11 protein-coding genes are annotated in these 13330 nt (G+C 72.2%); 6 read left to right on the top strand and 5 right to left on the bottom strand.

Going from position 1 to position 13330, the window contains the following annotated elements:
- Nucleotides 1-568 (top strand): sensor histidine kinase (locus LXT23_RS42355; protein ID WP_253986180.1); only part of this gene is annotated, 568 nt, incomplete at its 5' end.
- Between the two features lie 122 nt (nt 569-690).
- Here the strand turns inward: LXT23_RS42355 and LXT23_RS42350 are convergent.
- Nucleotides 691-1689 (bottom strand): hypothetical protein, encoded by a 999-nt coding sequence (locus LXT23_RS42350; RefSeq protein ID WP_253986179.1) that lies wholly within the window; start codon nt 1687-1689, stop codon nt 691-693.
- Nucleotides 1690-1948: 259 nt separating this feature from the next.
- On the opposite strand from LXT23_RS42350, the gene LXT23_RS42345 reads away from it, so the two are divergent.
- Nucleotides 1949-3409: an ATP-binding protein gene (locus tag LXT23_RS42345; protein WP_253986178.1), complete on the top strand. Its 1461-nt coding sequence runs from the start codon at nt 1949-1951 to the stop codon at nt 3407-3409.
- Between the two features lie 11 nt (nt 3410-3420).
- The gene (locus LXT23_RS42340; RefSeq protein WP_253986177.1) at nt 3421-3783 is read left to right on the top strand and encodes a response regulator; all 363 of its coding nucleotides are present in this window, start codon (nt 3421-3423) and stop codon (nt 3781-3783) included.
- Here LXT23_RS42340 and LXT23_RS42335 read toward each other — a convergent pair.
- The 4 genes from LXT23_RS42335 to LXT23_RS42320 all read right to left on the bottom strand — a co-directional run bounded on the left by LXT23_RS42335 (nt 3780) and on the right by LXT23_RS42320 (nt 10485).
- Nucleotides 3780-4967, bottom strand: a complete 1188-nt coding sequence (locus LXT23_RS42335) for an aromatic ring-hydroxylating oxygenase subunit alpha (RefSeq protein ID WP_253986176.1) — start codon at nt 4965-4967, stop codon at nt 3780-3782. The two genes, LXT23_RS42340 and LXT23_RS42335, sit on opposite strands and share 4 nt — an antisense overlap.
- Nucleotides 4964-6610, bottom strand: a complete 1647-nt coding sequence (locus LXT23_RS42330) for a GH3 family domain-containing protein (protein ID WP_256561702.1) — start codon at nt 6608-6610, stop codon at nt 4964-4966. The genes LXT23_RS42335 and LXT23_RS42330 overlap by 4 nt, the downstream gene beginning before the upstream one ends.
- 237 nt (nt 6611-6847) lie before the next feature.
- Nucleotides 6848-7621: a hypothetical protein gene (locus tag LXT23_RS42325; RefSeq protein ID WP_253986174.1), complete on the bottom strand. Its 774-nt coding sequence runs from the start codon at nt 7619-7621 to the stop codon at nt 6848-6850.
- Nucleotides 7618-10485, bottom strand: a complete 2868-nt coding sequence (locus tag LXT23_RS42320) for an FG-GAP-like repeat-containing protein (RefSeq protein ID WP_253986173.1) — start codon at nt 10483-10485, stop codon at nt 7618-7620. The genes LXT23_RS42325 and LXT23_RS42320 overlap by 4 nt, the downstream gene beginning before the upstream one ends.
- Before the next feature lie 233 nt (nt 10486-10718).
- Between LXT23_RS42320 and LXT23_RS42315 the strand changes: the two genes are divergently transcribed.
- Genes LXT23_RS42315 through LXT23_RS42305 form a run of 3 tightly spaced genes read left to right on the top strand, consistent with a single transcriptional unit; the run spans nt 10719 to nt 13295 of the window.
- Nucleotides 10719-11600 (top strand): fatty acid desaturase family protein, encoded by an 882-nt coding sequence (locus tag LXT23_RS42315; RefSeq protein WP_253986172.1) that lies wholly within the window; start codon nt 10719-10721, stop codon nt 11598-11600.
- Nucleotides 11600-12226: a hypothetical protein gene (locus LXT23_RS42310; RefSeq protein WP_253986185.1), complete on the top strand. Its 627-nt coding sequence runs from the start codon at nt 11600-11602 to the stop codon at nt 12224-12226. Before LXT23_RS42315 ends, LXT23_RS42310 begins: the two co-directional genes overlap by 1 nt.
- A 34-nt stretch (nt 12227-12260) precedes the next feature.
- Nucleotides 12261-13295, top strand: coding sequence for a DUF2169 family type VI secretion system accessory protein (locus tag LXT23_RS42305; RefSeq protein WP_253986171.1), 1035 nt, complete (start codon nt 12261-12263; stop codon nt 13293-13295).
- The last annotated feature ends 35 nt before the right edge of the window (nt 13296-13330 follow it).

Here is a 13330-nt window from a genome sequence, read left to right as displayed (position 1 = left end):
GGAGTTGCTCGACGTCTCCCGCATCCACGCCGGCCGCCTCGACTTGACGCTGGAGCAGGTGGACCTGACGGCCGTCATCCACCGCGTCGCCGAGCGGCTTCGCGAGCCGCTGGCCCGTGCAGGCTGCTCCCTCCAGGTGCGCGTGGAGGAAGGCCCCATCCTCGGCCACTGGGACGCCACCCGCCTGGCCCAGGTCCTCATCAACCTGCTCTCCAACGCCATCAAGTTCGGCGCCGGCAAGCCCATCCACCTGACGGCCGGCCTCGAGCACGGCACCGCCTGGGTGCGCGTGCGCGACGAGGGCATCGGCATCGCCCCCGACAGGCTGCCCCACATCTTCGGGCGCTTCGAGCGGGCCGTCTCCGTGCGTGCTTATGGCGGCCTGGGCCTGGGCCTGCACCTGGTGCGTGAAATCCTCACCGCCCTCGGCGGCTCCATCCGCGTCGGCAGCCGCGTCGGCCTCGGCACCACCTTCACCCTCGAGCTGCCCTGCTCCGGGCCTCCCTCGGAGGATGCGGCCTCAAGTCCCCCAGGCAAGGAGCTGGAGCCGTCCCCTGGGAATGCCTGACGAACCGCTGTCCCCGGAAGCCCGGTGGCGCTGCTGGAGCTGCGTCACCACGGCTTCGGTAGGCGTATACCGGGTCACCCACGTCCCGTGGCGAGCCGATTCCGCTTCGGGCGCGCCGCGACCTACTCCGGCAGCTGCTCCACCCAGCGGTGCAGGAGCGCCATCGCGTCGTGGTCCACCACCTCGGTGGCGAGCGGCGGCATGCGCACCCCCGGGCCCCGCCGGGCCATCAGCACGAGGAGCAGGCTGTCCTCGGGCGCTCCGGGCTGCACGCCCCGCTCGAAGGACGCGTACGTGGGCGTGGCGGAGGGCGAGGAGAGCCGGTCGACCTGGAGCCAGAAGTCGAGCTCGTTCTGGGGGGCGAAGCAGCGCGAGCCGCCCTGCGACGGCCTTGCCAGGTTGTGGCAGGAGCCGCAGTTGGCGTGCAGGTACCCGAGTGCCGCGCGCTCGGTGGCGTTGCCCGGGACTCGCGGCACCTCGCGGGGCGGCGCGGTGAGCAGCCCCTCGGCGACGAGGCCATCCAGGTTCAGCAGACCGGGCCCGGCGTCATGGGCGAGCTGGATGGCGGAGAAGCCCAGCACGTGGCTGCTCCTGCCCCCGTGGCAGGCGTCACACTGCGCCGCGGTGGGCACGTCGTGCTTCGTGCCGAGCACGTCCTTCGCGCCCGCCGGGGTGAGCACCGCGTCGGCCCCGTCCGCCGTCCAGAGATAGGCGCCGTCCGCCCAGTCCCGCTCACCGGGCCCGAACTTGAGCAGCAGCCGCGTCTCCACGCGCACGCCGTCGCGGGTGAACTCCTTCCACAGCCGCGTCCCCACGGGAAAGCGCCATGCGTCCATGTCCGAGGTGTCGATGCGGCCGCCCTCGGGCAGCGCCACCCAGCGGCGCTTCGCCGCGCCATCGCTCCACAGCTCGAACTGGGGCCGGAAGGCACGCACGCCGGGCGCGAGCGTCCCGGCCTTCACGTCCGCGAACAGCCCCGTCTCCGACAGCCGCGCCGGCAGCACCGAGAGGCGCGCCGGCGCCGGGGCGTCACACACCGTGTAGTCGTTGCACTGGCACGCGGAGGCCAGCGCGAGCAGGAGCCACAGCCAGGGGAACACCCGGAGACGCAGAGGAGTCATGGCGACAGCCTTCCAGCACCGCGCGGGCATCGCTTGCCGGTCCTTGCCCTGTCTGACACGCGCTTGCTGCCTTCCGCCGGCCGCTGGAGTCGCTTCCCCTACGGAAGCCCCGGGGTCTGATTGCACGGGACCCGGACTCGCCATCAAGGTTGGACCCAGGTACAGGAAGAGAGCCGAGCACGGTTGCCTGACAGACAGTCCCTCAGGCGCCGGTGCGCTTCGCCCCTCGAAGCTGGGTGGGCATCGTGTCCCACGAGGGATGATGGCCCCCTCCACGCCGTACACCGTGACGGACATGCCCTCATCCAGCCCCTCTCCCGCCCACGCTGAAGCGCGCTACCACGTTGGAAGGGAGCTGCTCGCCCAGCCGGCCAGGGACGCGCATGTCGTCCAGCTCTACGAGGACGAGTCGTTCCTCTTCGACGTCCTCGAGCAGTACCTGGCGGGAGGCCTGCGGGCCGGTGAGCCCTCGGTCATCATCGCGTCCGAGGCCCACCGGCAGGCCCTGCGCCAGCGGCTCGCGGCGGCGGGGGTGGACGTGGAGGCCGCCTGTGCCACCGGGCAGCTCACCCTGCTCGACGCGCGGCAGACGCTGTCGCGGTTCATGGTGGATGGAAGGCCGGACTGGGAGCGCTTCAAGGACGTCGTCGGTGGCGTGCTCGAGCGGAGCCGGGCCGCGGGCAACGGAGCCCGGGTGCGCGCCTACGGGGAGATGGTGGACCTCTTGTGGCAGGACGGGCTGCCCGACGCGGCCGCGGAGCTCGAGGAGCTGTGGAACGACCTCGCCCGGTTGCACGCCTTCTCGCTGCTGTGCACCTATGCCCTCGGCACCTTCGGCGAGGCCGGTCACGAGCGGCCGTTTCGCGACGTCTGCCGGGCGCACACCCACGTCATCCCCGCGGAGAGCTACTCCCAGCTCGAGGACCCGGACTGCCGCCTGCGGGAAGTCACCCTCCTCCAGCAGCGGGCCCAGGCGCTGGAGAATGAAATCGAGCGGCGGCGGAAGGTGGAGCAGGAGCTGCTGCAGGCCCTGCGCACGCGGGACGAGTTCCTCTGCGCTGCCGGCCACGAGCTGAAGACGCCCCTGACGGCCCTCCAGCTCCAGCTCCAGTCGCTCCCCGCGGTGGCCCTGCCCACTGCCGGCGACGGCGGAAAGCGCCTGCGCGAGCGCCTGGACAAGGCCATCCGCCACACGGAGCGGCTCACCACGCTGGTGGAGGGGCTGGTGGACGTGTCCCGCGTCAGCGGCGGCGCGCTCCGGCTGGAGCGGGCGGAGGTGGACCTGGCGCGGCTGGTGCGCGACAGCGTCGCCAGGGCCATGGACGAGGCGACGCGGTCCGAGTGCCAGGTCCGCGTGGTGGCGGACGGGCCCGTGCGCGGGAGCTGGGACCGCCAGCGCCTGTCGCAGGTGCTCCACCACCTGCTCACCAACGCCTTCAAGTACGGAAGGGGCAAGCCCGTGGACGTGCACGTGGAGGCGGCCGCCGGGCTCGCGCGGCTCGTGGTGAAGGACCAGGGCATCGGGATTGCCACCGAGCACCACGAGCGCATCTTCGACCGCTTCGAGCGCGCGGCGTCATCGAACCACTTCGGAGGCCTGGGGCTGGGACTCTGGATGGCCCGGAGCATCATCGAGTCCCATGGAGGCAGCATCCGCGTGGGCAGCGAGCCGGAGTGCGGCGCCGTCTTCGTCGTCGAGCTGCCGTACCATCCTGACTGAAGGACGCGGACATGCCCGAGAAGCCCACCGTCCTCCTGGTCGAAGATGACTTCGACATCGCCGACTCGCTGCTGGACGTGCTGGATGACGCGGGCTTCCGCCCCGTCTGGTGCCCCGAGGGTGCGAAGGCGCTCGACTACCTGTCCACGCATGCCGCGCCGGCCGTCATCCTGCTCGACTTGATGATGCCGGGGATGGATGGCTTCCAGTTCCGCCGGCGGCAGGTGAGCCAGCAGCAGCTGTCCGACATTCCCGTGGTGGTGATGACCGCGAGCCGGGACCAGGAGCGCCTCCAGGAGCTGTCACCCGCGGGGTGGATTTCGAAGCCCTTCCACCTGGACGAGCTGTTCCGGACGCTGGAGCGCTTCCGCTAAATCCAGAAGGCCATGTCGCGCTCGGCCTCCTCGGGGCCCGGGCCGTGGCCGCCCTCGAGCAGCCAGCGCCGGTACGCCTCGATGTCCGCGTGGTGCAGGTCCGCCTCGGTGCCAGAGTAGACGCCGCCGCCGGGCCCGTCACCCAGGCCCTCGCGCTGGATGCCCATGATGACCACGTCCTGCTGGATGACCTGCCGCGTGTACCAGCGCACCAGCGGCTTGAGCGCCCGGGCCACCAGCGCCCCCGGCACGTCCAGCGGGAGCCGGTAGCTGATGGCCGTGTAGACGAGGCTGTCCGTGGGGCCGATGGGCGTGCACTGCGAGTTGATGACGAAGCCGTGCTCGCCCCACAGGTAGTCCACGCGGGTGACGTTGGGCACGTAGTACTTGTCCGTGTGCACCAGCGGCAGGCCGCGCGGGTTGAACAGGCGCCCCAGCCCGGTGACGGTGTCCTGCTCCTGCTTGTACGTCACCAGCACGCTGCCCGCCGTGCGCCGCACGGTGGCGGGGACGCGCCGGCTCGCCGGCTTGCGGAACCAGCCCGGGTGCACGAAGAGCGTGTGCGGCACGTCCATGAAGTTCTCGACGAGGTTCGTCACCCCGTTCGGGAAGCGCGTCACCATGAAGTACACGGTCCACCCGGCCTGCCCCTGGTACGGGACGCGGAAGGGCTCGGCGCGCGCCTTCGACGCGTCGGGGCCGCCCAGGTAGACGAAGACGAGCCCGTCCTGCTCCACCGTGGGGAAGCGCTGGAGCCGGCCCAGCTGGCAGGGCTCGGGCTTCAGGCCCTCGCGCGCGCAGGCGTCCGCGTCCAGCAGCTCGTGCTTCTGGGTGGGCCCCAGCGAGGGCACCTCCACCACCGCGCCGGACGCGTCGTAGACCCAGCCGTGGTACGGGCAGCCGAGGCGGCCGCCGAACACGGCGCCGCGCGACAGGCGCGCATTGCGGTGCAGGCACCTGTCTCGCAGCGCGGTGGGGCGGCCCTGCTCGTCGCGGAAGAGGACCACGCCCGTGCCGAAGAGGGTGCGCGCCAGCGGCTCGCCGGCCTTCAGCTCCGGGGAGAGACAGGCCACGTACCAGTAGTCCTTGAGCGCGCCACAGCGGGCGAGGTCGGCCTCCGCCTCCAGGTCCACGTTGGCGGTGGGGCGGGCTTGGGGCGGGTGCAGTTGCAGGGGCTGTCTCATGCGGACGCTCCGGAGAAGTGGGCGGACCAGCCGGGCTGGCGGTGCAGGTCCATGGGCTTGATGTCGCCGGCACGCTGGCCGAGCGCGATGCAGCGGGCCTCGTAGCGACGCGCCCCTTCCGCGACGCGCACGGCGAGCACCGGGCCGAGCTGCCCCAGCTCGCGCGCATAGCGGTAGTGGTGCCCCTCGCACAGGGCGCGCTCCACGGCGGCGGCGGCCTCGGTGAGCTTCGTGTCCGGGGCGGGCGTCTCGAGGAAGAGGCGGTAGGCGGGGGGCTCCGGGGCGGTGGGCCACTCGGGGGCGAGCATGGCGAAGCCCGGGCGTGCGCCGCCGAAGAGGGCCGGCAGCGTGGCGTCCAGCACGGTGCCCACGCGTGTGGCGGAGAGCTTCTCTCCCACGAGGTCGCAGACGGCGTCCGCGCGGCCGAGGAAGCGCAGGCACGGCGTGGCGCGCAGGAAGCCCTCCACGCGCACCAGGTCTCCCAGGCGGTAGCGCAGCAGGCCTCCAGAGGTGGAGAGGAGCACGGTGTACGTGCGGCCCCGCTCCAGCTCGTGTGCGAGGCGGGGGCGGGCGTCGGGGCGCTCCGGGTCCTGGAACTCGAAGAAGTGGCTGCGGAGGGCGAGCACGGGCGCGGGCGTGTCGAAGAGGGGCAGCGTGACGACACCCTCCGTGGCGAGCAGCCCCTTGCCCTGCACCTCCACGCCCGTGAAGCGGCGGCACGCGGCGGGCACCGCGTGCGCGGCCTGCGCGTCCGTCCACATGCTGAGCAGGGAGAGCCGGGGCCACAGCTCGCGGGCCTGGAGGCCGTGGTGCAGGGAGGAGCGGAGCACGGCGGCGCGCGCGGGCTGCGCGGGGAAGCGCAGGCGGGCGAGGACGGCGCGCACCGCGGCTCCGTCATCTCCTGGCGGTCGGCAGGTGCCGCGCTCCAGGTCCTCCGCCAGTCGCTCGCCGTGCCGCACCAGCGCGTCCATGAGCAGGGTGAGGAAGCTGGGGTTCCACACGCTGATGAGCGTCAGGTCCTCGCGCGCGACGAGGTGCCACAGCGTCACGTAGCGGCAGGACTCCACGTCCGGCAGGGCACCCACGATGCCGGGCACGGCGAAGACCCGCGCGAGCAGCGGCCGCAGCGCACGAGAGAAGTAGGCGCTGTCCTCCATGCTGCCAACGGGGAGTCCTCCGGAGGTCCGTCCCTGCTTCGCGCCCATGGGGGAGATGGACCAGTAGCTCGGGCCGGTGCGCAGCGCGGGCCTGCGGTGGAGCAGCTCGAAGAGCATGGGGGAGAGGGCGGCCTGGAACTCGGAGAGCAGGCCCTGCGTCATCGGCACCAGCTTGCTCGCGCCCGAGGAGCCTCCGGACGGCTCGAAGCGGAGTACCGGCTCGTGGGTGAGCACGCGGGGCGCGCCGGCCGCGATTCGCTCCACGTCCGGCGCGACGGCATCCGGGGAGGCCAGTGGCACTGCATCCTGGAAGTGGCGCGGAGTCCGGATGCGGTCGAAGCCCGGAAGGCGCGCGGCCTGCTGGCTGCCCGAGACAGCTTGGAGCACCCGGGACAGGCATTCCGCCTGTGCCGCCTCCGGGACGTGGAGCGCGCGATGGAAGCGCAGCGCGGACGGGGCCAGCGCGGCGCGCAGCCCTCCGAGCATCACGGAGGAGGCCCTCACGGCGTGGCCCCCGGCGTCCCATTCCATGACAGAGCTGCCTGGAGCAGGCCCTGGCACCGGGCCGCGCGGAAGGAACGTTCCTTCCAGCCTGCCGACCCGGCCGGGGCACGACGCCACGTGGAATGAACGTTCCTTCCAGGCACCAGGGCCGGGGGGCGGGGCGCGCCGCGAAGCAGCCTCGCTGACGGCATGGAGGATGCACTCACCGCACGCCCCTCCTCACGTCCCCGCGCGGACGCCCACCTGGCGCAGCCCGCGCTTTGCCCAGCCCCGGAGCTGCTTGACGACGCTGCGCCCCAGCGCCCGGGTGAGGTCCCACCAGCGGATCTCCACCAGGCACACCAGCTCCTCGCCGTCGGCATGCCCGGGGTTGCGCTCGGCGAAGAAGGCGATGTGCGGGTGCGCGGCGGCCTCGCGGTCGATGGGCGCGATGCCGTCCCGCACGCGGTAGTGCGCCCCGTCGAAGCGCAGGGTGCCCCGCCCCGCGTCGTACTGCGCGCCGAACCAGCGGGTCGCCAGCTCACGCAGGAAGTCCGCGCGCCCGGACGGAGGCGTCCAGTCCCGCCGCGGCATCGTCCGCCAGAAGTAGTTCACCGCGAGCAGGTACGTCTTGAACCCGGCGCTCAACAGCAGCCAGTGCAGCGGACGCAGCGGGTGGCGCAGCTTGCGCGACAGCAGGAAGCGCCCGAAGCAGACCTGGAGCACCTTGTGCCCCCACCAGTCCGGATGGATGACGGTGTCGCCCGAGTACACCACCTCCACCACCTGTCCACCGGCCCGCTCCTCCGCGACGCGCAGCGTGCTGAAGCCCACCAGCTCCGCGCCCCGCCGCGCGTGCAGCAGGATGACGTACTGCTTGCCGTCCAGGTCCTCCGTGAACCGCTCCGGCGAAACGCCCGCGTAGCAGAGCTGCATCAGCGCCAGCATCTGCGCCCGCTGCGCCTCCGTCAGCGCTTCCCGCCGCACCGTGGAGCCCTTGAGCGACGACATCATGGCTGGGCGCTCCCGCGCAGCGCCGAGGCATCCGCCGGCTGCCGCAGCTCGTGGTAGCGGTCCGGCTCCAGCGTCACCTGCTGCACGCCGCCGCCATACCAGTGCACCTGTGCCGTCACCGGCCCCGCGTGCCGCCCCAGGCCGAAGTGCAGCCGGGGGTCCGCCGACGCGGAGAAGCCTCCCATCAGCCCCACCTCGCGCACCTGCTCCACGCGCCGGCCGCCCTCGTCATAGGAGACGACGACGCGCGTGCCCACCGCGCTCCGGTGCGTGCCCGTGCCATTGCCCACCAGTGACAGGCCCACGAAGTGCGCGGCCGGGGTCGCCCCGTCCCGCAGCGTGTTGCGATACACGGACACCGGCGCGTGCTGGTTGGTGATGAGCGTGTCCAGGTCGCCATCCCCGTCCAGGTCCGCCAGCAGCACGCCGCGCGAGTTCTCCGGCTCCTCCACACCCAGCTCCCGCGCCACGTCCACGAAGTGCCCCGGCTTCGCGTCGCCCAGGTTGAGGTACGCGCGCCGCGCCTCGTTCGGGTAGATGGTGCGCCCGCGGATGTCGCCCCACTTGTCCGCGTACGTGTGCATCTCCGGCCCGGACTGCATCAGCTTGTGGTTGACGTACCAGTAGTCCTTCCGCTGGCCGTCGGGGATGCGCCACTCCTTCCCGTCCAGCCGGTCATCCACCATGCCGTTGGCCTGCACCAAATCTGGCCAGCCGTCGTTGTCCAAATCGCCGGCCGCCGCGCCCCAGCCGAAGCGCCGCTCGTTGAGCGCGCCCCGGAAGGTGGCCTCGTCGCGGAACGTGGGGACGAAGGGCTCCTTCCCCGGCCCCAGCATCCACAGCAGGCTGCCCTCCGCCTGCAGCGAGTGGTGCACGTTGGACACGTAGACATCCAGCCACCCGTTGCGGTCGAAGTCCGCGACGGACGCATTCATGCCCTTGTACGTGTCCTTCCCAATCTCCCCGAAGAGGCGGCCCGCCACGCGGCGGAAGCGGCGCCCGGCCTCGTTGAGGTACACGTCGTCCGGACCGAAGTCGTTGGCCACGTACAGGTCCGTCCAGCCGTCGCGGTTCATATCCACCGTGCTCACCGCGAGCGACCAGCGCGTGTCGCCCAGGCCCAGCGCGGCGGCGTCCTGCTTCTGGAAGGTGCCGTCGCCCCGGCCCCGGTAGAGCGCCTTGAGGCCGCCGTTGTCCGCGTCGTGCCAGCCGTCGTGCATGAAGCGGAACATGCGCCTGTCTCCAGGGTGCTCGGCGTCCGGCAGGCGGAAGAGGTTGAGCGGCACCGGCGGCGCGTAGTCCGGCAGGTGCGTCGTCATCGCATTCAGCACCAGCAGGTCCAGGTGCCCGTCGCGGTCGTAGTCCAGGAAGGTGAGGCCCAGGCTCACCGCGTGGTCCGCCACCCCCGCCGCCACCGTCACGTCCTCGAAGCCCGCGACGCCAGTCTCGCGCAGCGTGTTGCGCAGCAGGCGCACCGGCCCGAAGGCCACCGCCACCGCGAGGTCCGCGTCTCCGTCCCCGTCCCAGTCCACGAAGGTGCCGCCGCCCGCCAGCCCCTCTTCCTTGTAGCGGGTGGCGAAGCGCTCCAGCGCGGGCACCGCGACGCGCTCGAAGCGGAAGTCGCCCAGGTTGCGGTAGAGGCCGGCGTGGTGCTCGGGCGTGGCCAGCGGGTGCGAGAGGAACAGGTCCAGCTTCCCGTCCCCGTCGTAGTCGCCCGTGGCCACCGCGTCGCCCACCGCCACCAGCCACTTGGAGACGTGCGCCAATCGCGGGTCCAGCTCGTCCAGGGTGCGCCCCATGGTGGAGCCCAGCCCCACCGACGCCGCGTCCAGCCGCTCCAGTTTGAAGGCAAGCGGCGCCGTGCGCGCACCCGGCGCGGCGGCCACCGAGTAGCCCACCACCATGACGGCGCCCAGCCCGCCCACCACGGCCGCGCGCTTCAGCCACGCGGGAGACAGCAGGCCCTTCAGGTGCTCGAACACGCCGCGCTGCCAGGCCGCGCGTGCATGGAGGAAGAGGAAGCGCAGGGTGGCGACGGTGAGGGCCGCGTAGAAGAACGTGTAGACGCTCTCCTTGAAGTGCAGCACCGCGTCCACCACCGTCACCGCCAGGGCCAGCAGCACCTGCCCGCGCCGAGTGCCCGGCGAGGTGGCCGGGTCGGTGAGCATGTAGAAGACGAAGATGAAGAAGGAGGGCGCGCCCAGCGTGCCGAGGAAGAGCACCTCCGGCGGCAGGTGGTGGCGCATGACGTACGCGCGCGCCGCCGTCTGCAGCGCGTAGAAGCCCAGGAAGCTGACCACCAGCCAGCCCCGCCCCACGCGGAAGAAGAAGAGCACCAGCGCCGCCATGACGATGAAGGCGGACAGCGCCACCTCACCGTTGGCCCACTGGTACGCAGGCGCGGCGGTGATGAGCTCGCGCGTGAGCAGCAGCGACGTGGCCACCGCGAACATCGACGGGTTGAAGACGTGCCGCCCCTGGAAGGTGAGCACGTACTTGGAGCCGATGGCCAGCCACACCGGCAGGAACAGCAGCCAGCTGGAGTGCGAGTAGTTGAGCAGCAGCGCCAGCGAGCAGCAGGAGATGTACGCGCTCAGCGGGACGACCTTCTCGCGCTTCAGCAACCACCCGAGCGCCATGTCCAGCAGGCTGCCGGTGACGACAATCGTGGCCATCTGCCACGGGCTGCGGTTGAAGCCGAAGAAGGTGAAGCCCAGCACGCCGTAGAGCGTGAGCAGCCCGGCGAAGGGCAGGCGCGCGTCATTCCACCGGGGCCACGTCCAGCCCCAGCGCTCGACGCGCGGTGTCGTGTGCAGCGGGGCATACACCTGTGCAGCCAGGTTCCCGCCAGGTCCAGCACTCATGGGATGTCGCCTCCGGCCCCGTGTGACGCGCGCCTTGGCGAGAGCCCGGGCAGCTGCCCCGAGCGTGCCCCGCCGCTGGCGGAGTGTCCATTCCGGCGGGGGGCTTGCAACAGCCCTCCCCGGATGTGCTCACCTGCGCGTCCGTCCATTTCATGCGCGCGTCTCTGCAAGCCCCGGGCACGTCCCCTTCCCTGCTCGCTCCTCTTCCCGCCTCGCTCCCACGACGCGCCGCGGTGCCGCGCGCACTGCTGGTGCGGGCCACCGTGCCCGGCCTGCTGCGGCTGGCCGCCGTCGAGTGGGCGTGGATGGGCGCGTGCTGGCTGGCCATGGCCCTGTGGCCGCCGGTGGCGCCGCTGGCGGTGCTCGTGCTCGGCGCGCGCATCCACGCGCTGGGCGTCATCTTCCACGACGCCGTCCACCTGAGCGCGCGGCACAAGGGCCCGGGGCTGCGGCTGCTGGAGGTCCTCACCGGCTACCCGGTGGCCAGCACCTGGGAGTCCACGCGCTACCACCACCTGCGCCACCACCACGACGCGGGCCTGCCCACGGACCCGTACCGCCGCCGCCCGCACCGGGGCTGGCGCCTGGGCGTCACCTGGCTCCTGTTCATGGGCGTGTTGCCCTTCTGGATGCTGCGCGGGCCGGTGGGGCTGCTCGCGTGGGGGGTGCCCGCGCTGCGCGGCGCGTATGCGCGCGTGTTCCTCCAGGCGGGCGCGGTGAAAGCGCCCCCGGACGCGGAGGAGGTGCTCGCGTGTGCCCGCTCGGAGGCCGGGCAGGTGCTCTTCCACCTGGGCGTGCTGGCGCTGGCGTGGCACTGGCCGGCGGCGGTGGGCTGGGGCTACGGGCTGCCGCTGGGGGTGGCCGCGGCGCTCAACGCGCACCGGCTGCTGGCCGAGCACACGCCGGTGGAGGCGCGCGGGCGCACGATGGAGGACGTGCTCGCGGTGACGTCGGACCACGGGCTGGGGTGGCGGGGACGGCTGGGGCTGGCGCCTCGCAACGTGGGCTATCACGTGGTGCACCACCTGCACCCGCAGGTGGCCCTGGAGCACCTGCCCCGGCTGCGCGAGTGGTACGTGGCGCACTTCCCCCACCACTATCCCCCGCCCCGGTGATGCTCTCCGTCCACACCCGCGTCCTGCTCACCGTGCTCGCCCTGGCCTGCGCCGTGGCCGCGCTCTTCTTCCGCCGCGCGCAGAACGCGAAGGGCGCGCGAGGCGGGCGCATCTCCGGGCCGAAGGTGGCCTGGCTCTTCTACGCGGTGTTCCTCTGGTTCCTCGTCTGCCCGCTGGTGGCGGCGGACGCGGCGGTGCCGCTGGAGGCGCGTGCGGTGCTGGGCGCCTTCGCCGCCTTCATGTGGCTGCGCGGCGCGGCGGAGCTGTACCTGCTCTACGTGACGAAGAGCTGGCGGCCCCCGTATGGCGTGGCGCATGACGTGGCGTGCATCGTCCTGGTGCTGGGCGGGCTCGCCTGGGGCCGCGCGCGGTGGACGGGGACGCTGGGCCCCGTGGAGATGTGGGCGCTGGCGCTGGTGCTGCTGGTGCTGGTGAGCCTGTTCGTCGAGGTGGCCTACGCGGCGCTGTTCTTCCACGCGGTGGAGGGACGCACCACCGGCGACGAGGGCATCTGGTTCGCGGACGAGGAGCAGGCGCGCTTCCGCCGTATCAACCGGCTGACGCTGGCGCTCAACGTGCCGCTGTACGCGGGGCTGGCCGGGCTGCTGGCGGTGGGCTGGGCCTGAGACGGCCCGGTGGGTGCTACAGTGCCAGGTCCGCATGGGACACCCCACTCTCGAGAACGAGACCCCCTTCGCCTTCGACCTGATGGGCCTCGCCGACGAGGAGGGGCGGCCGCTGCTGCTTCTCGTAGTGAAGGCCACCTACGCCTTCGGTGACTCCGCGTTGAAGCTCGCCGATGAGCAGGTCCCGGTGAAGTGGAGTGGCCAGCCGTGGGGCAAGCCCGGCGAGTCCAGCGACAAGTACGAGCCGGAGGTCGCCTTCATCAAGCCCGCCACGGACGTGGTGCTCCTCGGCCACGCATACCCGTCCCAGAAGGGCGCCACCGAGACGCTGGTGGCCCTCCAGGTCGGAGCGCTGAAGAAGGCCGTACGCGTGGTGGGCGAGCGGACGTGGTACCGGAGCATGGGCCACGTCGCCGCGACGAAGCCACTGCCCTTCGACAAGCTGCCCCTCACCTGGGAGCGCGCCTTCGGCGGGTGGGACAGGACGGACGCGGCGAAGCCCGCCTTCGAGCCGCGCAACCCCGTGGGCACGGGCTTCCGCGCCAGCCCGCGCCACTTCGACGAGGGGCTGAAGCTGCCCAACCTGGAGGACCCCGTGGAGCCACTGCGCGAGTTCGGCCAGAGGGTGACGCCCGCGGGCTTTGGCTTCACGTCACCACACTGGCAGCCGCGCGCGAAGTATGCGGGCACCTACGACGAGGCGTGGAACAAGACGCGCAAGCCGCTGCTGCCCAAGGACTTCGACCGGCGCTTCTTCAACGCCGCCGCGCCGGGCCTCGTCGCGCCGGGCTACCTGAAGGGCAACGAGCCCGTCATCATCGCGGGTGCCTCGCCGAAGGGCCGGCTGTCCTTCCCGCTGCCCGGCCAGGCGGCCCCGGTGGTCACCGTGGCGCTGGCCAGCGGCGAGGACGCACAGCCTGCGATGCACCTGGACACCATCATCCTCGACACGGATGCGGAGCACGTACTGCTGCTCTGGCGCGGGCACGTGGTGCTGAGCGAGGGCCTCCATGACGTGCGCGGTCTGAAGGTCACCGCCGAGGGCGTGTCCAAGCCGAAGAAGCCCTGAGAGGGCTCCATTGGCTGTCGCTGGCAGGAACCACT

It is taken from the genome of Pyxidicoccus xibeiensis (genome assembly GCF_024198175.1).
GTDB lineage: Bacteria > Myxococcota > Myxococcia > Myxococcales > Myxococcaceae > Myxococcus > Myxococcus xibeiensis.
The sequence above is the reverse complement of the archived record's forward strand: the minus strand, read 5'-3'. Positions and strand labels throughout refer to the sequence as shown.

Coding starts and splice junctions, on each gene's coding strand:
- LXT23_RS42335 (WP_253986176.1), bottom strand. CDS start 4,967: ATGAGACAGCCCCTGCAACTGCACCCGCCCCAAGCCCGCCCCACCGCC.
- LXT23_RS42320 (WP_253986173.1), bottom strand. CDS start 10,485: ATGAGTGCTGGACCTGGCGGGAACCTGGCTGCACAGGTGTATGCCCCG.
- LXT23_RS42330 (WP_256561702.1), bottom strand. CDS start 6,610: ATGCTCGGAGGGCTGCGCGCCGCGCTGGCCCCGTCCGCGCTGCGCTTC.
- LXT23_RS42325 (WP_253986174.1), bottom strand. CDS start 7,621: ATGATGTCGTCGCTCAAGGGCTCCACGGTGCGGCGGGAAGCGCTGACG.
- LXT23_RS42340 (WP_253986177.1), top strand. CDS start 3,421: ATGCCCGAGAAGCCCACCGTCCTCCTGGTCGAAGATGACTTCGACATC.
- LXT23_RS42305 (WP_253986171.1), top strand. CDS start 12,261: ATGGGACACCCCACTCTCGAGAACGAGACCCCCTTCGCCTTCGACCTG.
- LXT23_RS42345 (WP_253986178.1), top strand. CDS start 1,949: ATGATGGCCCCCTCCACGCCGTACACCGTGACGGACATGCCCTCATCC.
- LXT23_RS42350 (WP_253986179.1), bottom strand. CDS start 1,689: ATGACTCCTCTGCGTCTCCGGGTGTTCCCCTGGCTGTGGCTCCTGCTC.
- LXT23_RS42310 (WP_253986185.1), top strand. CDS start 11,600: ATGCTCTCCGTCCACACCCGCGTCCTGCTCACCGTGCTCGCCCTGGCC.